Here is a 23423-nt window from a genome sequence, read left to right as displayed (position 1 = left end):
AAGGCGCGAGGGCACGAAAGCGCAGGGAGCCTCACGCCCCTCTGGATCCTCTGGTGGAGCTTCAATGGCCAGAAAAGTGACTTTTGCTGGCTCGCCTGAGGATTTGGAAGAGCAGGCCCGCCTATCGAGTCTGCTGGTCCCACCGCCCGATGAGGTTCGTATCGAAGCAGTCGCCCCCAAAAGTGACCCCGTGATTCGAGGTTAACGAAATGCGGATGTCACGAGCGCTTACGGTCGTCCTTGGCGCAATTATTTGTATTTCAACTGCGGCTGCAGAGGATGGCGATCAGGTCGTCCAGGCGATCAAGGAATCGGTCCAAGACAACTCTAGGTTGAATGCATGCATCCTGCTGGCGCAGGCAAATACCAGTAAGGATCGTGCTGCGCAGAAAAAGGCCATTGAAACGGTCACTGGAAAGCTCAAGCATGAAGATGTGAACATGTTGAGGGCGCGGGCCGACGTTGCGCGCAAAGGCCTGTTTGGTTACCCCCAGGACACGAATTTGGCCTATCGCATGTACGCCAAGGCGGCCAAATCAGCAGAAGCCGGATGGAATGCGGCGTTGATGCTGTACCAGAGGGATCCAAGCGGAGCCTCCCAAACCGACGCAAAGGCCATCTTGGATGTGCTGCAGAAAAGTGGGGCATCAGCCATGAACTCGCGGGGGATCATCGGCGGGTACTCGCACTACATCGCTGGTCGCTTGCTGGAATCCGGCATTGCGGGCAAAGCTGACGAGAAGCAGGCATTCATCCACTATCGAGCATCAGCTAGAAACGCCTACGTGCCAGGCGCCTACCACTACATGCGCCTGCTGATGCGCTCGGTGCCAAAGTTGCCTGAGGGTGAGCGTGGGGTCGTTCTCCAAGAGATGCGGATGATGATCAATCGGTGGAAATGGCAGTCCCCTGAAATCATGTTGCTTGCCGGGGATGCCTATTCAGCGAGGTGGTATCCGGACACCCACGGGTTCATGGCCCAGTACCACTGGCGGATGGCGGCAAAGATGGGTGCGTCAGAAGAGATTGGCGATATGGCTGGCGCTCTGAATACCCGCATTAAGAAGCTACCTGCTGAGATGGAAAAGCGTCTTGACGAATCCGTTGAGGCCGGGATGAGAAACACCATGCAGGTGAAGCACACCCTTGAATATTCCGACCTTTGCGTTGAGTGAAATGAGAATCTCAAATTATCTAATAGGAGTATTCCTCCTCTGTTTGTCTTCATTTGCTGTGGCGCAAGGAAATTCTATCAACTCGCCTGGAAGCTTTCTGAGGGGTAAAGAGGAAGGCTGGTTCTGGTATGAGGTGGAGCCCGAGCCTATTGAGCCAAAGGCGCCTGAACCAAAGAAAGTTGAAGTTGCAAAAGAAATGCTAACCATCATCAAACTGGAGAAGCCAAAGCCCAAGGCTTTATCGGTCGAATGGTTCAATGCCGAGTACCCGAAAATACTGAACACCGCAATTGACAATCCAACTGATGAGAACGTGAAGGCGTATCGGTACGCCACCAGGGTATTGCTCGATAAAGCGAGTAATTTCACGAGAACGTTTCAACGCCAGTCATTGCTAGATCCAATGCTGGATGAGTCCAATCGCATGCCATTTTCCAGCGCGATGCGCGGCGCGTTCATGCGAATGACGACCGAGCAGAAGAAGAAGGCCACAGACGCAGTCGCCAAAAAGGCGGGGCTCTGGGTCTTTCTGGATGACAAGTGCCCGTATTGCGCGATGCAGTATCCGTTGGTGGCCCGTACAGCGAAGGAACGTGGCATCGAGGTGGTCTACATCACGCCTGATGGAAACCGGCCCTCGTGGATGCTCGGTGCCGACGAGGTTCGCAAAGACATGGGGCAGGGCCGCAACCTGAAGATCCAGGTGCGCCCAGCAGTAGCTCTGGTAATCCCGCCTGAGAAGGTCACCGTGCTCACCCAGGGGATGCTGTCACAGGATCTGCTTGAGGAACGAATTCTGGTCGCTGGGGATGCTGCAGGGTTGATCACTGGTGAAGTTCGCAAGCAAGCGTTTCCTGAAGAGCGGGGAATTCTTACACCCGAAGATATTCGAGAAATTGGGGAGTCCATACAGAAAGACCCCAAATCAATTGTTCCAGGTACGCAAGAGCGGATTCAGAAGAGGTATTAATAATGACTGCCCAAATTATTCGTCCTGTGTTGTCGAATGCCCGAATTCTTAGCCTTGTACTGTTTACCACATTGTTTTTTATTCGGCCCAGTCCGGCTGAAGCGGGTCTGAAGGAGGCGATGAACTCAATGTTCATTTCAACCTCTACTGATCCGCAGGTTTACAACTCTCAGAGATTGATGGGTGTATACGGCGGGGCAATATCACTCCGCAGTCCCGGCTCCAGCATCAGTGTCTTGCAGTTTTCACCACCGAGAATCGATGCAGGATGTGGTGGGATTGACATGACCTTTGGCTCGTTTAGTTTCATCAACGGCGCTCAGTTTGAGCAGTTGATACGCTCGATCGCAGCAAACGCAACAGGCTTTGCAATCAAGGCGGCAATCAAGGGGATGTGTGCGCCCTGCGCTGAGATCATCGATAGCTTGTCCGATGCAATGAATTCGTTGAACGCAATGGCCAAAAATACCTGCGCAATTGCAACTGCGATGTACTCAGGAAATCTTGAGGATAAGTTGAAAGAGCAGGCCAGCCGATTTGGACAGGCTATGTCGAACGTTACCAATCGTGCCTCTGATTGGTATTCAAGCAATAGCAGGGCACAGACTCAAACGTCAACCGAGACAGCAACAGGCGGTAGTCCGAATGGTAAGGATATGAATCCGATGTTGGGAAACATCGTCTACAAGGCAGCGAAGCAAACCATGCAGTCCGGTGCCAATACGTTGCGTGCTTTCATGACAGAACGGGATGCAATCCAGATGGTGATGGGTTTATTTGGCACCAATGTCATGCGCGCAAAGGATGACGGCGCTAAATGTGACGACGGAGCGTCTGATATCGGCTGTGACCTGCCTTCATTGCCATTCACAAAGACAATCACAGTGTGGGACCAAGTATTCAATCCACGAGGAACGACTGCCGGTGGACTCCAAGTTTACGAATGCCTCAATGAGTCCGATGGCTGCGACAAGATCCAGCCAAGAACCATTCCCTATTCTGAATGGGGGGCGTCCAGGACACAATTAACAATGCGCTATATGGGACGACAACGCCAGAGACGCGATCAACGTGGACGGACAATTCAATTATTGGCTCATTTGCCAACAAACGTCCGTTGGGGAGCGGTAATCAGCTTGATGCTAGGTCGCAGCAGATTCTTAATCTGTCGCCATTCCCCATCATGCCGTATTTGCTGGAAGTCCAGAAGATCCCCGGTGCTGCCGAACAGATTGGCGTAATTTTGGGGCAATTTCTTCCAAGGTACTTTTCATATCAGTTGGGAATTGAATTGTTGTCAACCGGCAATGCTGCATTCAATGCGCAGACAAAGGCAAACATGCCTGAGAGTTATGCGAATGAGCTGAACTCCAAAGCTCAAATGTTGATGAAGTACAAGCCTGACCCTGCGGAAGCCAGCAATATGCTGAAGGGGATTTATGACTCTGTTGTTATCAATCAGAGAATAACGTCCTCGAAATTACGCGGAGCTACATCCCGCGAGCGCGATTAATAGAGTCAGGTATTGAAATGAGCACATTTACCATCTACACCGTGTCCGATCCGATGGTGATCGGCAGTGCTATGACCTCTATGGCCATGTTTTTTGGCCAGGACTCTTGGGTTGCAGGAGCCATTAAGACGGGTCTAATCATCTCGCTAATTGTCATCCTGGCTCAGTCTGTCTCATCGCAGAAGCTTCGACTGGACGTGATGCTCCTGCAACTTTTAGTCGTATGGGTGATGTTCATTCCCAAAGCTACAGTGCAAATAGAGCAGTTCGATAACTCCGCTCCTCCGAGGGTGGTTGATGGCGTTCCATATGCCATAGCGCTCCCTGCGACGATGGCTGGTGCATTTGCGATGTACATGACACAAAAAATCGAAACGGTCATGGTCAACACGGATGGAAACTATTTGACAGTATCAGGAGATGTGAATCCATTTGCCCCTGCTCGCGTCCTGCTTTCCTTTACTGCTTGTGCTCAGACACCATTAGCTTGTCTCCCCCGAGATATAGTTGAAACATTGAGGCTTGGTGTTCGTTATTGTGCAGGCCCATCGCTTACAAGCTCTAACAATACTACCTTCGCGAAGTCGAACCATGTATTCTCTGACATTGCTGCCACCTTCACTCAACAAGGTAGCACCATCATCTACGACTCAACTAATCCCTACCTTTCGGGTGGCGGTGGTGGTCGTTCAGCATCATGCGATGAAGCAAGAGCCTTCATTGCCGGCTATGAAGGTCAGGTGATTTCTGGAACACAGGCCGCAATCAATGATAATTTGACCGATCTCGCACAGAGGGCAATGATCGTCAATAATAAAACGGCCACCCGTGCTTCTGGTCAGATTGATTTGAATCAGGCGTTGAACATGGTGAACATGTTGACTGATTCCTCAACTAGAGTTGATGAGTTGGCATTGTTCAATGTCATGGCTTACTCTGTGGCCGATGCCTTCCAGGAGAATGCAGACTCGCCTATTGATACCTTGATCGCCGCGCGGCGCGACGCAAATCTCTTTGCATGGGCAAAGACCGAAGCAAACCAAGCCATGTTAATGAGTACAGCCGCCCCTAAATTCATGGATGTGCTCTTCTTTATATTTGTTGCTTGTACACCGATCGTTATGTTCGTTGTGATTGCTAATCCATCAACAGGGCTCAAAGTCGCTGGGAGCTATGCGCTTTTTGGGTTGTGGACCCAAAGTTGGATTCCCATGATGGCAATTGTGACAGCTTGGTACCAGCGCGAATTACTTAGCATTGCTCCACCTAGTTTTGGCGTAATTCAAACTTCAAGTTCGATAACTCCTGAATACATGTCAACCATGATGCAACACGTTATGACTACGACGATTGCAGCGGGAAACATGATTCAAAATGCTCCTTATTTAATGTTCGCCATCTTGAGCGGTTCCATGTTCGCGATGAGCAACATGATTGGTAAGGCCATGCCGAGTGGTGGTGGATCTGATCTGCAAGGAGGGGGTTCTAGTGGTTCCGGTAGCGGTGGTTTGATTGGCGGTAAGGGTGCTGGAGGGAGTCCAATCATGGGTCAACAAGCTGGGCTTATGTCAGCCTCAAATTTTGTCTCAGGAGGTATGGCAGACGGTAGTTCCGGCCCACGTGCAGATGTTGGCGCGAATATTGGTGGTCTTGCTGAATTGAGTTCTGGTGGCGGGGTATCTATGGCCCAATCTGCTACACATGAAGCAAATGCGGCTACAAGAAATCAAATTGCCAAGTCTGCGCAACAAAGCCTCTCCGACTTATCTAGCATGATTGAGTCGGGTGGCCTTTCAAAACACGGAGAGAAGCTCCAGTCTTATATGAGAAATCAGGGGTACGACGCGAGCTACAACGCCTCTGATAACTCTATGTCGATAAATGGACAAAAGTTTTCTTTAGATTCAGCACAAGATAGAACGACCAAAGCAACGAAAGGTGGGCAAGCAGCAGTTAGTTTGCAAGCTGATGCATTGAAAGCTATTCCAAGTTTGAGTGGTGCGCTTGCTGGCGGCCTGGGTGCCGGGCCTGCTGCTGTAGCAGGTGGTTTTGCAGCAGGCCAAGCCGCAAGTGCGGTTGCTGCCGCAGCTGGTATCAAGTTGGGGGCAACTCTTTCTGGATTTCTTGCCACTGAAACTGCTGATTCTCAGAATGTAAAGCTTGCTGGTGGAATGAGCGCTGAGAAAAAGAATGCACAGCAACAAGGTGAAACATTCGCCTCTAAAGATGGTAAGACTGCGAGTGCAGGCTTTAGTGGCGGTGAGGGTGGCAATTACTCCAATACGGGGCAACGTGCTAAATCAATTTCAGATAATCTTACGAAACTTGCTTCACAGATGAAGAGCTTGGATGACTCGGACAAGATGTCAACATCCGCTTCCAACACTGCTTCTGGAGAGGCAGGCGTAAAAATTAAAGGCTCAGATGTAGTTCAGAACTGGGGTGATGCAACCCAAATGGCAAATGGTGGTCGTAACTCTGTCAATCAAAATGAAGCACAAGCTCGCGTGATGGACGCATTGGGTAGCGCTATCGATCCAGCTAAACGGTCGCAGTTCGAATCTGCAATGTCCTCTGAGTATCAAAAACTTGCTCAGTCATTTGGATCTGGAGCGAATAAAGATCAATTAGCTGCAGCCGCTGCTTGGCGAACATTATCCCAGCAAAGTGGTAGTGGAGATATGAATCAACGCATCGATGCCCTTAACGGCATGGCACATATGGCTAAAGCAGCTGGTCTTGGAGACCTTACTCAGTCGCTGGGTGCCGCTGCAAAGGCAGCCAACTTGTCTGCTGATGTCAGCAAGGCAATCATGGCCCAGAAGGGTGAAGTCTCCTCTGGGGTGGGTAATGCTGTTTCACGCGTCGATTCCGGGCTTTCCAATAAGAATGTTGCTGCGGTCCAGAGCGGAGTCGGCAAGCTCATTGATAGTGGTGCTAACACTGCTCAAAGAAATATCGGATCAGCCGCTAGTGGTAATGTAGGAATGCCTGAAGAGCAGGCTGCAGCACGGTCCTCATTTGAGCGTGCGCATCCAGAAGGCAAGAATACGTATCCCGAGTTGATCGAGGCGCAAAGAAGAGGGGTTGATGGCCAGGCTAAAATCAATCCTCAACCTGATGATGCAGCTTCATATATTAAAAACACCACGGGTGCAAATGTGCCAATCGCTCGGTCAGAAGATGCTCGCGGGCCGAATAGCGTTCCACCTGCTTCAAGCTCACATAGCCCTTCAGCATCTACAGCGTCAGGTTCAAGTGTTTCTCTAGGCCTCATGCAAGGTGCACTCAACGTCAGTGCCCCGGTAACTACCGAGTTAGCGCAAGTCCTGGGAAAGGCCAGCGACTTAGGGCTTGGTAGTGCAGGCAGCGTGGCTCAATTTGTCACAGTTCCATCATCTGGATCATCTGGTGATGGTCAACAGGCAACTCAGGTAGGAAAGCCGAATGCAATGTCGCCCTCTTCGACTGCATCATCAAAACCAATAATACAGAAGCCCAATTAAATAACGGCCCCGAGGGGCCGTTATTTTGTATGGGGCTCAAGCTGAGTAAATAGATATATTTTAGATGTGTTCATCGTCAAACATATTTGCCTTACCTTGTTCGCTCGGAAGACCAGAGTAGAAGCGTACTTTCCTTATATCGCTACTGTCGTTGGTGGTGGTATTTGATTTTTTGGCATCCGCCTTTGATACTAATTCGGCGTAATGGCGAGAAAAGAATCCGGAAAGCTTATCGAGCCCGACCGATGCAATGAAGGCGGCTGCAATGAATCCGAATATTGAAATGACTTCAATCATGGTATTTTCCTCTTTGATTTATTATAATCTCTGTCCGATTTCTTTGCAATATTAATTTCTATTTTTCCGAAAATTGGAAATGGTGAGGGTGCAATTGGTACTCTTTCTTTCCTTGAATGGCGATGTCTAACGCAGTCTTTCGGCCCAAAAAATGAAGGATGAGCCGATAGCATCCTTAGGGAGTCCCCACCCAGATCATCCCTATGTCACCCTCGATCAACCGCGCAGTCGTCAAGAAGCTCCTTCTGATCAGCGCTGTCTTTCTCCTCTCAGGACAAGCTCAGGCTGAGCTGTGTTCTGCGAACCTCTCCGCCTCTGAGATTGCAAAGGCAAACGCACTTCTTTCCACAAACCATCCCGTCAAGGCTTACGGAGCCATGCTCTCCGCCTCAGACAAGGGTAGCGGTGGTGCGTTCACATTCATGGGCAACATGTATGAGCAGGGTCGCGGGGTTGCACCCAGCCCGTTCATGACGCGCCATATGTATTGGATGGGTGCCCAGTATGGCGATCCTGAGGCAATGGTTCGCATTGCCGAGATCTTCTACGCGAGGGGGTTTCCGAAAGATGGTGACTTTTGGGCAAAAAACTCAATGGAATGTGGGAACAACCGGGCATTGCTCCTCTTGATACGTCGCAGTATTGATGCTGGGGATTCATCGGCAGCGTTGGATCTTATTGGGCAGGCTCGGGAAAGGTCTATTACTGAGGCCACCTTTATTCTTGCTGAACAGTATGAAAGAGGGGGGCTGGGTCTTTCAAAAAATGTCATGGAGGCATTCAAGCTGTATTACCAGGCAGCTATGGAGGGTAATCCCAGTGCAATGAATGCGGTTGGGTATTATTTTTCAAAAGGGATTCACGGAGTCAGGGATGAACTTGCTGCTGTTCATTGGTATCACAAGTCTGCAATTTCTGGAAATGTTGACGGTATGGTTGCCTATGCCTGGCTACTTGAGAATGGTCAAGGTGCTACTAAGGATCCAGAGGAAGCAAAATACTTCTATTTGAAAGCGGCCAGGCTTGGAAGCCAAAGTGCAGCATCAATGCTTTCCAAATCTTCAAACTCAGATTTGAATAAATAATTCAAGGCAGGAATGACATGAAAAAATTCTCAATCCTTATCTTTAATGCAAGCAAATTTGCAGCCAGAATTATTTTCGTATTCTGGGCCTTGGTATTTCTTGCCTCTGGGTCTGCCAATGCTTTTAATATGTATCCGAATTCGACAATTTATGTTGATACGGCTGCGGGGCTGACTGCAACAGTTACAGGGCAGGCCGAAACATCATCCGCTGGCCCGCTTTTTAACATTACTTCCCCTACTACTTTATCAGCTGGGCAGCAGTTGACTATGAACGGTAGTTCTTACTATGCTGGTTCGTGGAATGTGGTAAATAATGGACCGGCAACTATGTGTGTTGCCTATGATGTTTCATCGACTGACTGCTCTTATATTCTGTCGCCTGGTGCAAGCGCTGATATGTGGATCGGCGGCGGTGCCAATGTGACACTATCTAAATATAGCCCGCCCTCATGTGCTGCACAAAGTCTCACTTGGGGTACCGGAAGTTTTTGCTCTGGAAGTGCAGCCACGACCAATAATGGAAGCTCAATCACTATCACAAACTCAAAACCGGGGGCATCTGGGTCTGCTACAGCGGTCTGTAGTTCATCTGCTTGGTCAATAAGTTCGAGTTCGTGCTCTGTTTCGTTGGCTGCACCTGCGTCATTAACTGCTACAACTGGCACAGCCAGCTATGCCATTAATACATCTTGGGGCTCAGTAAGCGGTGCGAGCACCTATCGCCTTCAGTATAGAAAGCTGGGGACATCTGTATGGACCGACGCCTATGTTGGATCCGCAACAACATACAGTCTTACTGGTTTGAGTGATGAGAGCACATTTGAATTCCAGGTCCGTGCTGAAAACACTCTAGGATCATCTGCGTGGAGCACTGTTACAACGGGATATATTCGTAAGCTGCTGGATCCAGCCTTTGTTTCTCAGTCTGGCATTCCCACAAAAATCGGTGTTGGACAGTCATTCACTTTCTCTCAGGTATGGACTAACAACGGAGCGGAGACTTGGTCAGGTGGCGCGTATGGAACTGGCCCCTTCAACCCCGCGAATACTTCTGTTTGGGGAATCGGCGTCGTAGCCTTCACAGGTTCTGTTGCCACAGGTGGCAACACCACGACTTCGATCACAGCTACTGCCCCCACAACACCTGGGACATACCCACTTCAACGGAGCATGCAAAAGAGCGGGACTGCCTATGGAACAGCCTCGACCGTTGCAAATGTGCAGGTGATCGGTTCGCCAACTTGCACCTCGGCATCTCCTGATGTGACGACGACTTACAACACGAACGCTACTGTGACGGTCACGCTTCAAGGGGCTAGTTCGGTCGAATCTGCATCCATCAAGGTGTGGGGTAGTATCGCGGGCCTCTCTAGCGCGCAGAATTATTCGATGACCCTCAGTGGTTCGACCTGGAGCGCTACATTTCCAATATCCAATCATTTGAGCAGCAGTGAAACTACAGTAAACATTCAGGCCTTTGTTGCCAATAGCCTGTTTACGACCCCTGCGTCCTGTGCGACCAGCACTGTCACATTTCAGCAGTTACCCGTACCGGCCGTGACCATTACCCCCACGGTTGGCTCCTTCACGGCATCAGGTGCGCAGGGTCTCGTAGTTAATCGCTTGACTGGTGGATTTGCTAGTGCAAGTGTTGACCTCGGTGCATTCAACGCCTTGAAGGTCAAGATCGAAGTTCTGGATGCCGCCAGCAACGCGGTCGTTCCCGTGCTGCCAAGTATCAGCGCGGCCACGCCGACGAACTTGGCCATGTCCGCTTCAGCTATGGCTGGTGTGGCATCGGCCTGGCAGGCCACCCCTGCAACCATCCGAGTCAGCTATTCCGACAGTGGAGCAGCATCTCAGGGCAAGGTGGCCACGATCCCAATCGCATGGATGACGACGCCTGGTGCTTTGACCGTATCGGCACAGGGGACTGCTGGCATGCCTGTGACGGTTGTTGGCAAGATTGGTGGCTATGACTCGAACGCGAGCGGCAACTTCAGTGCGGGTCTGCGCAATGCCTCCGATGGGTCCACGGTGGCTGCATTGGTCTCGGTCGATTCAACAGGAGCTTGGTCCAATTCGGGTTTGGATTACCCGACGCTGTACAACGTGTCCCTGATTGCTGTTGCGAGGGCAGTGCCACCCGCTGGTGTTTCCCTTATTGCCCCTTGGGAGTACCTCAGCTCGGCCTTCACTCTGCCTGTGCAGGCCCCGACCTCTGTTGATGCGACGGACGGAACTCGTGAAGACGACGTTCGTGTTACCTGGGTCTCGCCTGTTTCAACTCTCAAATATCGGGTGTTTCGTGACGGGACCGAAATCTCTGCAGCTGGTGGTCAATCGGTCTTGGAGTTCATTGATGTTCCCCCGCAACGTGGTGTGACCTATACCTACAGCGTGAAATCGGTCCTCAACTCCACCACCAGCGATAGCCAGGGTTCTGACACTGGGTTTGTGCCGGCATGTAGAGCTGCTCGCTTGATCGGTGCGTCGATGAACGCGGACATGTCAGCGATGAATGGGCTCATTGAGAAGATGGATTGCTTGCCCGCCGTGACAGGTACTGGTGCGGTCGATGCCGCAGCAGCCGCAGACCTCCCCATCCAGGGTACAACCGTCTACCGCAGCTTCTCCTTCCCTCTTGATGCCAATTTGGTTGACGGGGCTCACGTCTTCCATCTTGGCTTGATATCGCCGGGTGTGGATCTGAATGCATCGCGCATCTACGATCTTCCGTTCACTCTCAATAGGGCCTCCATCACAGTGAAGACCCTGACCATCCTTTACGACGGCTCACCAGCTGTGAACGGCCAAGACGCTACCTCCATTGGGCGCTTTGGTGTGCAGATGAATGGCGGCTCTGGGATCGGCTTCGCTGAAGAGGTCAAGTAAGCCATGCAGAGTGAATTCATTGAGATGGGGCTGCGAAACTCACTTTTGCGTTTCGCGCTGACGGTCCTGGTCATGTTGGGTTGTGCAGTGGTGTTCCCCAGGCTTTCCTGTGCCGAACCCTCTGACGCACAGATGGCCAGAAATCAGTTCATTCAGTCGCTTCCTGTTTTGCCATGGGCGAGTGTGGACGAAACCTTGTTCAGCGATGTCCAGGCGCCCATCCAGGCGATGAAGAGTCAGTACGGCGGGGCTCTTTTGGTCAGTAGTGGTCCATCGGCCGAGACGGGTGGAACGTTCATCAACCTTTCAACGATCGCAAAGGGTGGCCTGTTGAACGAGCCAGGACTGCAGTTCATCACCCTGGACTTCAACGAGAGCCGTCGCTTGCAGATGGTGACGTTGAGATTCGACCGAGGATGGAATGACAAGAACATCTCCCCGCTGCTTGAGCGCATGTCGAGGCGGTATGGGAACTTGGCCACTCCAACCGTGCTTGGCGATCCTGAGAGTGAAGCCCGCGATCGCGTTGTTCTATTTGAAATTGGCAAGTTCGTGGTCGAGGTTCGGCTCCCCCAGCACGGCACATACGTGTCCTCTACCTTCACGTCGAAAGCAATTCTGAAGCGACTGAGGTCGATTGACGGGACGCTGGAAATTTACAAAAACTATCTTGATCGATAGGCAACAAGGGTGCTCAATTAATTGTTTGTAGTTGAGTTGCTCGCATTGTTTGAGAAATGCAATCTAATTGCTTTTATAATTTGCAAATAATTGCAATCAATTTAGAAGGAATTGAGGCTAAATGAACTTCAAGAAGTTGTCTTTTTGTGTTGCCATCCTGTTCGCAGCTGCTGCACATGCCACACCTGAAACCGATGCCTTGTCTGACCGCCTGACGAAATCCATGCCAGGTTTGAAGATCGAAGCCATCAGCCCTTCGCCAATTCCGGGTCTGTACGAGATCGTCTCAGGTGGCGATGTGGCCTATGTCACGGCTGATGGGGTCTACATGGTTCAAGGAACCCTTTTCAACGTTCCCGAGCGTCGGAACCTTTCTGAGAAGACCTTGGGGGTGGAGCGAGCCAAGGCCATGAAGAGCCTGGATCCCTCGACGCTCGTGATCTATCCAGCCAAGGGCAAGGAAAAACATGTCATCACGGTGTTCACGGATCCGTCATGCCCTTACTGCCACAAGCTTCACTCGGACCTTGCTCAGCTCAATGACATGGGAATCACTGTGCGCTACGCGCTCTACGCGAGGTCTGGCACCGGCACACTGACTTCGCGCCAACTCTCGGAGGTTCTCTGCGCCAACGACAAGAAGGCGGCGCTGGAACGCTTCTTTGCGAACTCACACCTCAACGCGACAGGCGCCGAATGCAAACAAGCTGCAGGCCTGGAGCGCATCAACAAGGCCGCCAACCAAGTTGGCCTCAAGGGTACCCCTCACATCGTGAGTGACAGCGGGTATTCGGCTTCTGGATACATGTCAGCTCCTGAGCTGTTGCGCACCCTCCAGCAGGGATCTTGATTCCTAGAGCGCCCCCTCGCTTACTTGTTTGGGCGATCCAGGGCAGTGAGTTCAGGCCCCGATTCGGGGCCTTTTTCTTGCTTACGAAATCACTTTGCTCTGGTGAAATCGCAATGACTGCTCGGTAACGGTCAATTTCAGATTTGTAGAAATGATATATCTGTGCATTACGACCTCATTTCTTCTTTACAAATGAGTTTGGATGAACGCAGAATACTTAACTATGTGCCATACGCCAGCTACCTTCGATGTCGCGTTCCAGATCCCCCCAGGCCTGGGATTTGCGGATCTGCGCCTGCGGCTGGAAGATGATGGATTGATCTATTTCGACTGGAGCGCCATCGAGCGGCTTTGCGAGGCATCGAGTCTTGATCCTGATCTGTTCAAGCGTTTGCCCCTCGATCAGGTCGGTTTGCTCATTTCCACCTGGTATGCAGTCCATCTTCGAAATGGTGGGAAGCCAGATCCAGTCCAAGAGATGGCCATGGCTTGCTCTGACTCGGCCCATCTGGCCGCTGGCAAGTACATCCATCGCCCACGCATCGTCTAACACGCACAAAAGAAAAGCGCCCGGAGGGCGCTTGATGCTCAGGGTTGGACCAGCCTATTTCTTGGTCAGCAGGGCTTTCCATTGGGCCTGAGTAGATGGCAAGGGGATGTTGAGTGTTCGGCCGTTTGCACCCTCATAGACCAGTGGCAGTGTGTCAATTCGCGCCAGCAACGCCTGGGTGCTGTTGTTTTCCATCTTGAAAATCCCAGTGCCCAGGGTTCGCTTGAGTGCGGGATCCTTACCCATGCTGCTGGGTTGCAGCCATCGGGCATCTCGGTACTTCTCGGAGAAATCGATCACTTTGGCCAGGCCCGTTCCTGAGTTCACCTCGTCGCCATAGGCCATGGCCATGGCCGCTGTTGCGAACTCGTCGTCCCCCGCCGATACCAGCACCAGGCGTATTGGCCTGACGCCGGCGCCCGTACCCTTCAAGGTCTGGTGGAAACGGAGTAAGTTGAGGGTGCTTTCCCGCCCAGCTTGCTTGCCGAGGTCCACCACAAATGTGAGTGGGGAGCCAATGGTGCCCGCCACGTTGATGCTGTTCATGTCCTGTGGCCGCAGCGCTTTAGCCGGGTTATCAGCCAGCTCGCCCCGAACGTAGCGTTCGACATCGACGTTCACGTCGCGATTCGCCTTCATGTCGATCATCATCCCGACCATGAGGTAGCGCTTGGATTTGTCGGTGTAGAAAACGAACAGTTCCTGCTTACCCTCGGGGTTGGCCTCGCTGATGGTGGTTGCTTCGACCACGTAGCCTTCAAGGCCTGGGAAGGGGGCTTCGACACGTCTGACGACTTTGGGGTTCTCGACTTTGAAGTCAGCCTCGGCGCCGAGCATGGACTTGAGACGGTCGCTATCGCGCAGCCAGTCCGGAATTTCCTTGTTCTTGGGGTCGATGGGGGTCGCCTTGATGCTCGCCTTTTCATCTGCAGCTGCTGACGAGCTTGATGACGCTTTGCTGGACTTCATGAAGTCCCCAATGGCTCCGGCATGGGCCGAAATGGTTGCCAGGCAGGCCATGGCCATAGCCACGGCTGTGATTTTGTTAGAGCGCACTGGCGCCTCCTTGGATGTAGCGGCTGACAATGCCATTGAGCAGAAGAAGAAACTGTTGTGGGTTGCCCTGGGCACTGTCTGGGGTTGTGACGTATCGGCCCATGAGTGCGACCGAGGGCGTTGCTGTGAGCTTGTAGGTTTTCACCAACTTGGCGTGCTCGGGGACCCGCTTTTCGATTCCTTTGCCTTTGCCAGTGAGGAAGGCCTGGACGGCTTTGGGGTCCGCTCCTGCCTGGACAATGGTCTGGAGCACACGCTCGAAGCTCAGTGACGCGGTTGGGTTCTGACCCGTGTCGGGATCGCCCTGCAAAAGACCGTAGGTCAGGAAGTCGTAGTTTTGTAGGACTTGCGGAGCCACGGCTTGGGCGATCAGTCTGCCCAGCACGGCCCCGAACTGGTTGTCGCTAGCGCTCGTGAGCACCGGGGTTGCCTCAAAGACGAGAGGCTTGGGTAGGCTGGCCCCCCATTGGTGCATGCCATTGTGGTACTGGCGGCAAAACGGACACTCGTAGCTGAAGAGAAATCTCACGCGATTGGTGTCTGCCGCGATAGGAGGGTTTAGAACCTCGTAGGCCTTGGCTTCGGCTCCAGCATGGGCCTGCGGAGCTGTGCCGGAAATTGGCTTTGTGGAGCTGGCGAGCGCCAGTCCAGGGAGGGACCCAAGGGTGGAGAGTCCCGCCAACATGGCCAGAAGGCTGCGGCGTTCGAAATCTGTTTGGTTTTTCATTTCTATCCCTCGAATGACATGTCGCCAGTGACAGCAACGGCTTCCTCAATTGAAGTCACTCCATTGAGAACGCAAAGCATCGCGTCATGGGCAAGTGTTCGGTACTGGTTCTGCAGGCGGGCTGCGCGCTCCAGGGCGCGGAGGTTGGCCTCCTCAACCGCAAGCTTGACCTCGGCAGTAGGCATGATCAGTTCGAAGACTGCAGTTCGACCTACCCAGCCTTTGCGGCAGCTGTCACAGCCGTTTGGATTCCATTCGTAGATAGTGGAAACGGCGTCGATCTTTTCTTGCGGCACCTCCACTTTCAGCATCTGCTTGGCCACGTACTCATTCATGGGTTGAGGCACACGACAGAGCGGGCAAAGTCTTCGGACAAGGCGCTGGGCCATGTAGCCACCCATGGCAGCGGCCATGATGTTGGGGTCAGCGCCAATATCCACCAGGCGGGTGAGGGTCAGAGGGGCCGAGTTGGTGTGCAACGTGGAAAGCACCAGGTGCCCTGTCAGTGCCGCTTGGTTGGCCAGCTTCGCTGTTTCAGAGTCGCGGATCTCGCCGACGAGGATCACGTCCGGGTCTTGGCGGAGCATTGCCTTGAGGGCGAGAGAGAAGGGGAGCCGTGGGTTGGTCTGGGCCTGTGAAATGCCTGCAACCCGAAACTCGATGGGATCTTCTGCGGTGATGATCTTCCGCTCAGGGGTGTTGAGTTGCTGCAGGAGGCCGTACAGCGTGGTGGTCTTACCAGAGCCAGTGGGGCCTGTGACCAGCAGCAGTCCCTGAGGCATGGCGATGATGTGGCGTAGGCAGGCCCTGATGTCTTCGGGCATCTCCAGATCGTCAAGCTTGAGAAGGTTGGAGGATTGATCCAGCAAGCGGCACACGATCGATTGGCCCTTGCCGAGAGGCAAGATGCTGACGCGCACATCAACATAACGGCCATCCACGTCGAAGCGGAATTTGCTGTCCAAAGGGGCTTGGCGTTCGATGGTGCCGAGCTTGGACTTGGTGCGAATTTTGGCGTCGATCTCTCTTGAGTCGGCGGGGCTTACGCGATGCATCACACGCAAGACACCATCGAGTCGATACCGAACTGTGCAGCCATCCTCCTCGTCATCAAAGTGAACATCACTGACACCTTGGCGGGCAGCAGTGCGGAAGAGGTCATTGAGGAAGTGGGCCGTTCTTTCGTCATTGCGGCCTGAGGAAATGAACTCAGTTGGCTCTTTTTCAACTTCACCACGTCCAGTTGCCAATGTGACGGTTTGAGCTTTGGATTGATGCATGAAATTTCAATTTTGCAGAAGACTAGATTGTCTCTTTTTGGATTGCATGGTGTCAATAAAAGTCAAAATTGTAGGGGTTGTTTATTTGCTATTGAGGCCAAATTAAATGCAATTCAATTGCAATTAAATTGCAAATCAAATAAAATGAAGGCTTCCTTGGGGGCGAAGGAGCCGCACCCGTTGCCTCCAAGGGGATTGCCCATCAAGGCCTAGGAGAAAAAATGTCCAACCTTCAGCTGAGTGCTCAGACGTCGCCAAGCGTTCTCACCAAAATTCTGGAACCTGCAGTGATCAGGCGTTTCGAGCGCGTGGCGCGGGTGAGCCGAAGCTGTGAGATCGCAGCAAGTCTGCATGTCATTTTCAGAAGACGACTGCACCATTCAGCGCGGTTTGAAGCCTGTTGTGCATACGGCTCCTGATAACCCGATATCAGGATTCCTCTGCACAAAACTCGTCTATGCTCAATACTCGTGTGCACCAAAGCGAGGTGAGCATGGCGACCGATACCGCACCGATTACCGAGCACGGCGTGGCCACCCTGCCAGAACAGGCATGGGAGCGTGCGCGTCGTCGTGCGGAGATCATTGGGCCGTTGGCGCAGTCGGAGACGGTTGGGCATGAAGCGGCCGACGCGGCAGCCCAGGCATTGGGGCTGTCCCGGCGGCAGGTCTACGTCCTGATCCGCCGTGCCCGGCTAGGTTCGGGGCTGGTCACTGACTTGGCTCTTGGGCAGTCGAGCGGTGGCAAAGGTAAAGGCCGCTTGCCGGAGTCGGTCGAACGAATCATCCGCGAGTTACTGCAAAAGCGCTTCCTGACCAAGCAGAAGCGTAGCTTGGCGGCGTTCCACCGCGAAGTTGTGCGGGCGTGCAAGCTGCAAAAGCTGCGGGTGCCGGCGCGCAACACGGTGGCACTGCGGATCGCCGGCCTCGATCCGCGCGAGGTCACTCACCGCCGGGAAGGACAAGATGCCGCCCGCGACCTGCAAGGTGTTGGTGGTGTTCCGCCACCCGTCTCCGCGCCGCTGGAGCAGGTGCAGATCGACCACACAGTCATCGACCTGATCGTGGTGGACGAGCGCGACCGGCAACCGATTGGCCGTCCGTACCTGACCCTCGCCATCGACGTATTCACCCGCTGCGTGGTTGGCATGGTCGTTACGCTGGAAGCCCCGTCCGCCGTCTCGGTCGGCTTGTGCTTGGTGCATGCCGCCTGCGACAAGCGCCCTTGGTTGGAAGGGTTGAACGTAGAGATGGATTGGCCGATGAGCGGCAAGCCCAGACTGCTCTACTTGGACAACGCGGCTGAGTTCAAGAGCGAGGCGCTGCGCCGTGGCTGCGAGCAGCATGGCATCCGGTTGGACTATCGCCCGCTCGGGCAGCCGCACTACGGCGGTATCGTGGAACGGATCATCGGCACGGCGATGCAGATGATCCACGACGAATTGCCGGGGACGACCTTCTCCAATCCTGACCAGCGCGGGGAATACGCCTCCGAGAAGATGGCCGCCCTGACACTGCGCGAGCTGGAGCGCTGGCTCACATTGGCGGTCGGCACCTATCACGGCTCTGTGCACAACGGCCTGCTCCAACCGCCGGCCGCGCGCTGGGCCGAAGCTATCACGCGGACCGGCGTGCCAACCGTCATCACTCGCGCTACGGCTTTTCTGGTCGATTTTCTGCCCATCATCCGCCGCACGCTGACCCGCACCGGCTTCGTCATCGACCACATCCACTACTACGCCGATGCGCTCAAGCCGTGGATAGCTCGGCGGGACCGCTTGCCTGCGTTCCTGATCCGGCGCGACCCGCGCGACATCAGCCGCATATGGGTGCTGGAACCAGAGGGGCAGCACTACCTGGAAATTCCCTACCGTACCTTGTCGCACCCGGCTGTCACCCTCTGGGAACAACGACAGGCGCTGGCGAAATTGCGGCAGCAAGGGCGCGAACAGGTGGATGAGTCGGCGTTGTTCCGCATGATCGGCCAGATGCGCGAAATCGTTACCACCGCGCAGAAGGCTACGCGCAAGGCGCGGCGCGACGCGGATCGACGCCAGCATCTCAAGGCAACGGCACCGCCTGTCAAAACCACGCCACCACCGGGCGCTGACATGGATGGGCAGCAGGCAGACAACCAGTTGCCGGCCAAACCGTTCGACCAGATTGAGGAGTGGTAGCCGTGGAAGAATATCCCATCATCGACTTGTCCCACCTGCTGCCGGCGGCCCAGGGCTTGGCCCGTCTCCCGGCGGACGAACGCATCCATCGCCTTCGCGCCGACCGCTGGATCGGCTATCCGCGAGCAGTCGAGGCGCTGAACCGGCTGGAAACCCTGTATGCGTGGCCAAACAAGCAACGCATGCCCAACCTGCTGCTGGTAGGCCCGACCAACAACGGCAAGTCGATGATCGTCGAGAAGTTCCGGCGCACGCATCCGGCCAGAGCCGACGCCGACCAGGAGCACATTCCGGTACTGGTCGTGCAGATGCCATCCGAACCGTCGGTAATCCGCTTCTACGTCGCGCTGCTCGCGGCGATGGGTGCGCCATTGCGACCGCGCCCACGGCTGCCAGAAATGGAACAACTGGCGCTGGCACTGCTGCGCAAGGTCGGCGTGCGCATGCTGGTGATCGACGAGTTGCACAACGTCTTGGCCGGTAACAGCGTCAATCGCCGGGAATTCCTCAATCTCCTGCGCTTCCTCGGCAATGAACTGCGCATCCCACTGGTCGGGGTCGGCATGCGCGACGCCTACCTGGCCATCCGCTCCGATGACCAATTGGAAAATCGCTTCGAGCCGATGATGCTGCCGGTATGGGAGGCCAATCACGATTGCTGCTCACTGCTGGCCAGTTTCGCCGCTTCGCTTCCACTGCGGCGACCCTCGTCGATTGCCACGCTGGACATGGCCCGCTACCTGCTCACACGCAGCGAGGGCACCATAGGCGAACTGGCGCACTTGCTGATGGCGGCGGCCATCGTCGCCGTGGAGAGCGGAGAGGAAGCGATCAACCACCGCACGCTCAGCATGGCCGACTACACCGGCCCCAGCGAGCGGCGGCGGCAATTCGAGCGGGAACTGATGTGAAGCCAGCGCCACGCTGGCCACTGCATCCGGCCCCCAGAGAAGGCGAAGCCTTGTCTTCGTGGCTCAACCGCGTGGCCCTTTGCTATCACATGGAGGTGTCCGAGCTGCTGGAGCACGATCTTGGTCACGCTCAGGTTGATGACCTGGATACCGCGCCACCACTGGCGCTGTTGGCGATGCTCTCCCAGCGGAGCGGCATCGAGCCGGACCGGCTGCGTTGCATGAGTTTCGCCGGCTGGGTGCCTTGGCTACTGGACAGCCTTGATGATCAGATTCCAGACGCATTGGAAACCTATGCGTTCCAGCTCTCGGTGCTGCTGCCGAAACTCCGCCGTAGGACGCGATCCATCACGAGCTGGCGTGCCTGGCTGCCCAGCCAGCCGATACATCGCGCCTGTCCGCTCTGTCTGAACGACCCGGCAAACCACGCCGTACTGCTTGCATGGAAGCTGCCCCTGATGCTGAGCTGCCCGCTGCATGGCTGCTGGCTGGAATCCTATTGGGGCGTGCCTGGGCGGTTTCTCGGCTGGGAGAACGCCGACACTGCGTCGCGCACCGCCAGCGACGCGATTGCAGTGATGGACCGGCGTACCTGGCAGGCACTGACGACCGGCCATGTGGAACTGCCGCGCCGACGCATCCACGCTGGTTTGTGGTTTCGACTGCTACGCACGCTGCTCGATGAGCTGAACACCCCGCTTTCGGCGTGCGGAACCTACGCGGGGTATCTTCGCCAAGTCTGGCAAGGCTGCGGGCATCCGCTGCGTGCTGGGCAAAGTCTGTGGCGACCGTATGAAACCCTGAACCCGGCAATACGGTTGCAGATGCTGGAGGCAGCGGCAACGGCAATCAGCTTGATCGAGGTGAGGGATATCAGCCCGCCAGGCGAGCATGCAAAGCTGTTCTGGTCCGAGCCCCAAACCGGGTTCACCAGTGGTCTGCCGGCGAAAGCGCCGAAGCCCGAACCCGTCAATCACTGGCAACGGGCGGTCCAAGCTATCAGTGAGGCGATCATTGAAGCGCGGCACGACCCCGAGACGGCACGCTCGCTGTTCGCGTTGGCTTCCTATGGTCGGCGCGATCCCGCTTCCCTGGAACAGTTGCGCACCACCTTTGCAAAGGAAGGCATCCCCCCGGAATTTTTGTCACATTACGAGCCTAATGGGCCCTTTGCATGTCTTAGACAGAGTGACGGGTTAAGTGACAACTTTTGACGGTTAGAACTTTCCGGCGCATACTGTCACATAATCGAACGTATATGTGACAGGTATGACATGCTAATCGGCTACATGCGGGTATCGAAGGCGGATGGCTCCCAGGCCACTGACTTGCAGCGCGACGCGCTGATCGCCGCCGATGTCGACCCGGCGCATCTTTACGAAGACCAGGCATCCGGCAAGCGCGAGGATCGTCCCGGCTTGGCGAGCTGTTTGAAGGCGTTGCGTTCAGGGGATACCTTGGTCGTATGGAAGCTCGACCGGCTCGGGCGCGACCTTCGGCACCTGATCAACACCGTGCACGATCTGACTGGGCGTGGCGTCGGTCTCAAGGTGCTGAGCGGCCACGGTGCGGCCATCGACACGACGACCGCTGCTGGCAAACTGGTCTTCGGCATCTTCGCCGCACTGGCCGAATTCGAGCGCGAGCTGATCGCAGAGCGCACAGTAGCGGGCTTGGCCTCGGCGCGGGCGCGCGGTAGGAAAGGTGGTCGGCCTTTCAAGATGACCGCCGCCAAGCTGCGCCTGGCGATGGCGGCAATGGGGCAGACTGAAACTAAGGTCGGCGACCTGTGCCAAGAGCTCGGCATCACGCGACAGACCTTGTACCGGCATATTTCTCCCAAGGGGGAATTGCGCGCAGATGGAATACGACTGCTGTCCAAGATGTAAAAGAAAAACTGGCCTCTACATGGTCAGCACGGATTCGAGGATGACGGCGCTCATCGCGGCATCAATTCACCTATTCACGCCGTCAAATCAGCTTTTTTGTACTGCCATTTGACGCGATGACCGCGAATTGATCGTAAAAACCACCACAATGATGAATAACACAGCGAATTGCGCTGAGAGTGTTTGCCACGACGGATAGATGCCCAGCAGATCAATGCGTGGGATCGATATTGGGCTGGTATGCAATAACCCTGCTTCTTGCAGACCTGCGATGCCCTTGCCTGCCAAGACCACGGCAAGTATGGCCACCAGCAGTGAGCTGGCAGCGAAGAACTGGCCAATCGGCAGGCGCGCACTGGTGCGCAGCAGCACGACTGCCAGCAGGGCCAGGATTCCCATGCCAGTGCCCAAGCCCGCCAGCAGGGGCCAGCCATTTCCTTCTGTCCAGAGCGCTGCGTAGAACAGCACCGTCTCGAACACCTCACGGTAGACGGCGACGAAGGCCAGCGAAAACAAGAACCATGCCGTGCGCTTGTTGAGCGCCGAAGACAGCTTTTCCTTGAGGTAGACCTGCCAACGACCGGCAACGCTCTTCTGGTGCATCCACATGCCCACAACCAGCAAGACCACGGCGGCAAAGAGTGACGAAAAGCCTTCCGTTAGCTCCCGGCTTGCCCCACTGACGCCGACCAAGTAAGTTGCCACTGCCCATGTAATGCCGCCTGCGGCCAGCGCGGATGCCCAGCCTGCATGCACGTAGATCAATACGTCTTTCCGTTCGGCTTTCTTGAGAAACGCCAGCATGGCAACGACCACCAGCAGGGCTTCCAATCCTTCACGTAGCAAGATGGTTAACGCACCGATGAAGGCCGCCACGGCATCGTCGTCGGAGGGGGCAAGCACCTTGTCCGCTTCATCCAGCAAGCCGCGCAAATGCAGCTCCGCTGTCTGCACATCGGCAGGCGAACCATTGGCTATCAATGCCCGGTAGGACACCATCGCGGCTTCGATCTTCTCGAACAGCGGCCGATTGCGAGTGGCCAACGCCGGTTCGACCGGCTCGAAGCCATCGAGGTAAGCAGACAAGGCTAGCTTGGTCGCACCTGCACGGTCGTCAGCCAGCAATGCCGTCACGCTCTCACTGAGTTTGGCTTTGGCAATCGCGGTGCCCTTCGGACTGCTGATATTCAGCGCGCTCGGATTGGCGCGCAAATAGGCCGTCAGGGCTCTGGCGGAAGGCTCATCCAGCCTGTCCGCCAAGACATGCTCAGATGTTTGCGTCAGCACATCCAGACTGGCGAGCGTCTGGCGAACCTGCGCGTTGGCTTGCCAGAGCTTGGCTCCTTCGTCCTTGTCGCTTTGCGTATAAGGTAGCGTGCCAACAAAGAACGCCAATGCCCATCGGTCTTCATCCGACAACGCGCCAAAGCCCTGCATAGCGGTGCCCTGGACACCGTTGCTGATAATTTGGTGTAGCGCGAATAAGCTGCGCTCGCGCGCCCGCATGTGATCGGCCAGCGCGGTCGGCTTGGGGTTGAGGGATGCCGCTAGGGGGCCATCACCGCGCCCTTGCTGACCGTGACAGGCCGCACACTGGGCCTGAAACAACTGCCCTCCCTTCGCTAAGACCGGCATGGCAGTCGGTGCGACTGGAAACGGGTACGCCTTTTGCACCGCACTGGACAGCGCGTGCGCCAGTTTTGCTACGCTGGCCGGATCGGCTTTGGCAGCTACCGCAGCACGCAAAGCGGTCGCTTGTTGCAACAAGCGACCCTTGTCGGTCTGGTCAGGTAATTCTCCCAGTTGACGTTCGGCTGTCGCTGAAAATTCCTGCATTTCAGCGTACTCCGACGCTTTCAG

18 protein-coding genes are annotated in these 23423 nt (G+C 55.0%); 13 read left to right on the top strand and 5 right to left on the bottom strand.

Features of this window, described 5'->3' with window-relative positions; genetic code table 11:
* Window positions 1-215: 215 nt before the first annotated feature.
* The 4 genes from F624_RS0122830 (at window position 216) to F624_RS34260 (ending at window position 7164) form a co-directional block, all read left to right on the top strand.
* Window positions 216-1175, top strand: a complete 960-nt coding sequence (locus tag F624_RS0122830) for a hypothetical protein (protein ID WP_157443579.1) — start codon at window positions 216-218, stop codon at window positions 1173-1175.
* Entirely contained in the window at window positions 1147-2145 is a 999-nt protein-coding gene (traF, locus tag F624_RS0122825) for a conjugal transfer protein TraF (protein ID WP_245573712.1), read from the top strand. Before F624_RS0122830 ends, traF begins: the two co-directional genes overlap by 29 nt.
* Window positions 2146-2147: 2 nt before the next feature.
* Window positions 2148-3386, top strand: a complete 1239-nt coding sequence (locus F624_RS34265) for a conjugal transfer protein TraH (RefSeq protein WP_084679611.1) — start codon at window positions 2148-2150, stop codon at window positions 3384-3386.
* Window positions 3387-3675: 289 nt separating this feature from the next.
* The gene (locus F624_RS34260; RefSeq protein WP_084679627.1) at window positions 3676-7164 is read left to right on the top strand and encodes a conjugal transfer protein TraG N-terminal domain-containing protein; all 3489 of its coding nucleotides are present in this window, start codon (window positions 3676-3678) and stop codon (window positions 7162-7164) included.
* A 60-nt stretch (window positions 7165-7224) separates the two neighbouring features.
* Here the strand turns inward: F624_RS34260 and F624_RS34970 are convergent, their stop codons facing one another.
* Window positions 7225-7461: a hypothetical protein gene (locus F624_RS34970; RefSeq protein WP_157443577.1), complete on the bottom strand. Its 237-nt coding sequence runs from the start codon at window positions 7459-7461 to the stop codon at window positions 7225-7227.
* Window positions 7462-7664: 203 nt separating this feature from the next.
* Between F624_RS34970 and F624_RS34255 the strand changes: the two genes are divergently transcribed.
* The 5 genes from F624_RS34255 to F624_RS34960 all read left to right on the top strand — a co-directional run bounded on the left by F624_RS34255 (window position 7665) and on the right by F624_RS34960 (window position 13524).
* On the top strand, window positions 7665-8546 hold the full coding sequence (locus F624_RS34255) for a tetratricopeptide repeat protein (RefSeq protein WP_084679610.1): 882 nt from the start codon (window positions 7665-7667) through the stop codon (window positions 8544-8546).
* Between the two features lie 17 nt (window positions 8547-8563).
* Window positions 8564-11443, top strand: a complete 2880-nt coding sequence (locus tag F624_RS34965; RefSeq protein WP_157443576.1) for a fibronectin type III domain-containing protein — start codon at window positions 8564-8566, stop codon at window positions 11441-11443.
* Between the two features lie 3 nt (window positions 11444-11446).
* Window positions 11447-12124, top strand: a complete 678-nt coding sequence (locus tag F624_RS0122790) for a hypothetical protein (RefSeq protein ID WP_019576681.1) — start codon at window positions 11447-11449, stop codon at window positions 12122-12124.
* A 121-nt stretch (window positions 12125-12245) separates the two neighbouring features.
* Complete coding sequence (locus F624_RS0122785; protein ID WP_019576680.1) at window positions 12246-12974, top strand: DsbC family protein; 729 nt, start codon at window positions 12246-12248, stop codon at window positions 12972-12974.
* Window positions 12975-13176: 202 nt separating this feature from the next.
* Window positions 13177-13524 carry a hypothetical protein gene (locus F624_RS34960; protein ID WP_157443575.1) on the top strand — a complete coding sequence of 116 codons (348 nt, stop codon included), beginning with the start codon at window positions 13177-13179 and terminating at the stop codon, window positions 13522-13524.
* A gap of 54 nt (window positions 13525-13578) precedes the next feature.
* Here the strand turns inward: F624_RS34960 and F624_RS0122775 are convergent, their stop codons facing one another.
* Genes F624_RS0122775 through F624_RS0122765 form a run of 3 tightly spaced genes read right to left on the bottom strand, consistent with a single transcriptional unit; the run spans window position 13579 to window position 16587 of the window.
* Complete coding sequence (locus tag F624_RS0122775; RefSeq protein ID WP_157443574.1) at window positions 13579-14544, bottom strand: thioredoxin domain-containing protein; 966 nt, start codon at window positions 14542-14544, stop codon at window positions 13579-13581.
* Between the two features lie 25 nt (window positions 14545-14569).
* The gene (locus F624_RS0122770; RefSeq protein ID WP_031255938.1) at window positions 14570-15307 is read right to left on the bottom strand and encodes a thioredoxin domain-containing protein; all 738 of its coding nucleotides are present in this window, start codon (window positions 15305-15307) and stop codon (window positions 14570-14572) included.
* A gap of 2 nt (window positions 15308-15309) precedes the next feature.
* The gene (locus F624_RS0122765; RefSeq protein ID WP_084679609.1) at window positions 15310-16587 is read right to left on the bottom strand and encodes a GspE/PulE family protein; all 1278 of its coding nucleotides are present in this window, start codon (window positions 16585-16587) and stop codon (window positions 15310-15312) included.
* A gap of 457 nt (window positions 16588-17044) precedes the next feature.
* On the opposite strand from F624_RS0122765, the gene F624_RS0122760 reads away from it, so the two are divergent.
* From F624_RS0122760 to F624_RS0122745, 4 genes are read left to right on the top strand one after another with little or no spacing between them, the layout of a single operon-like run.
* Entirely contained in the window at window positions 17045-18763 is a 1719-nt protein-coding gene (locus tag F624_RS0122760) for a Mu transposase C-terminal domain-containing protein (protein WP_019576674.1), read from the top strand.
* 2 nt (window positions 18764-18765) lie between these two features.
* Window positions 18766-19674, top strand: a complete 909-nt coding sequence (locus F624_RS0122755) for a TniB family NTP-binding protein (RefSeq protein ID WP_019576673.1) — start codon at window positions 18766-18768, stop codon at window positions 19672-19674.
* Window positions 19671-20888 (top strand): TniQ family protein, encoded by a 1218-nt coding sequence (locus F624_RS0122750; protein ID WP_031255933.1) that lies wholly within the window; start codon window positions 19671-19673, stop codon window positions 20886-20888. Before F624_RS0122755 ends, F624_RS0122750 begins: the two co-directional genes overlap by 4 nt.
* 60 nt (window positions 20889-20948) lie before the next feature.
* Window positions 20949-21563: a recombinase family protein gene (locus F624_RS0122745; RefSeq protein ID WP_005303904.1), complete on the top strand. Its 615-nt coding sequence runs from the start codon at window positions 20949-20951 to the stop codon at window positions 21561-21563.
* An 87-nt stretch (window positions 21564-21650) separates the two neighbouring features.
* Here F624_RS0122745 and F624_RS0122740 read toward each other — a convergent pair.
* A partial coding sequence (locus F624_RS0122740; protein ID WP_019576671.1) for an FTR1 family protein occupies window positions 21651-23423 on the bottom strand: 1773 nt, incomplete at its 5' end.

This window comes from Curvibacter lanceolatus ATCC 14669 (assembly GCF_000381265.1).
Lineage (GTDB): Bacteria > Pseudomonadota > Gammaproteobacteria > Burkholderiales > Burkholderiaceae_C > Curvibacter > Curvibacter lanceolatus.
Note: the sequence above shows the minus strand (reverse complement) of the source record. Positions and strands in the feature narration are given on the sequence as shown.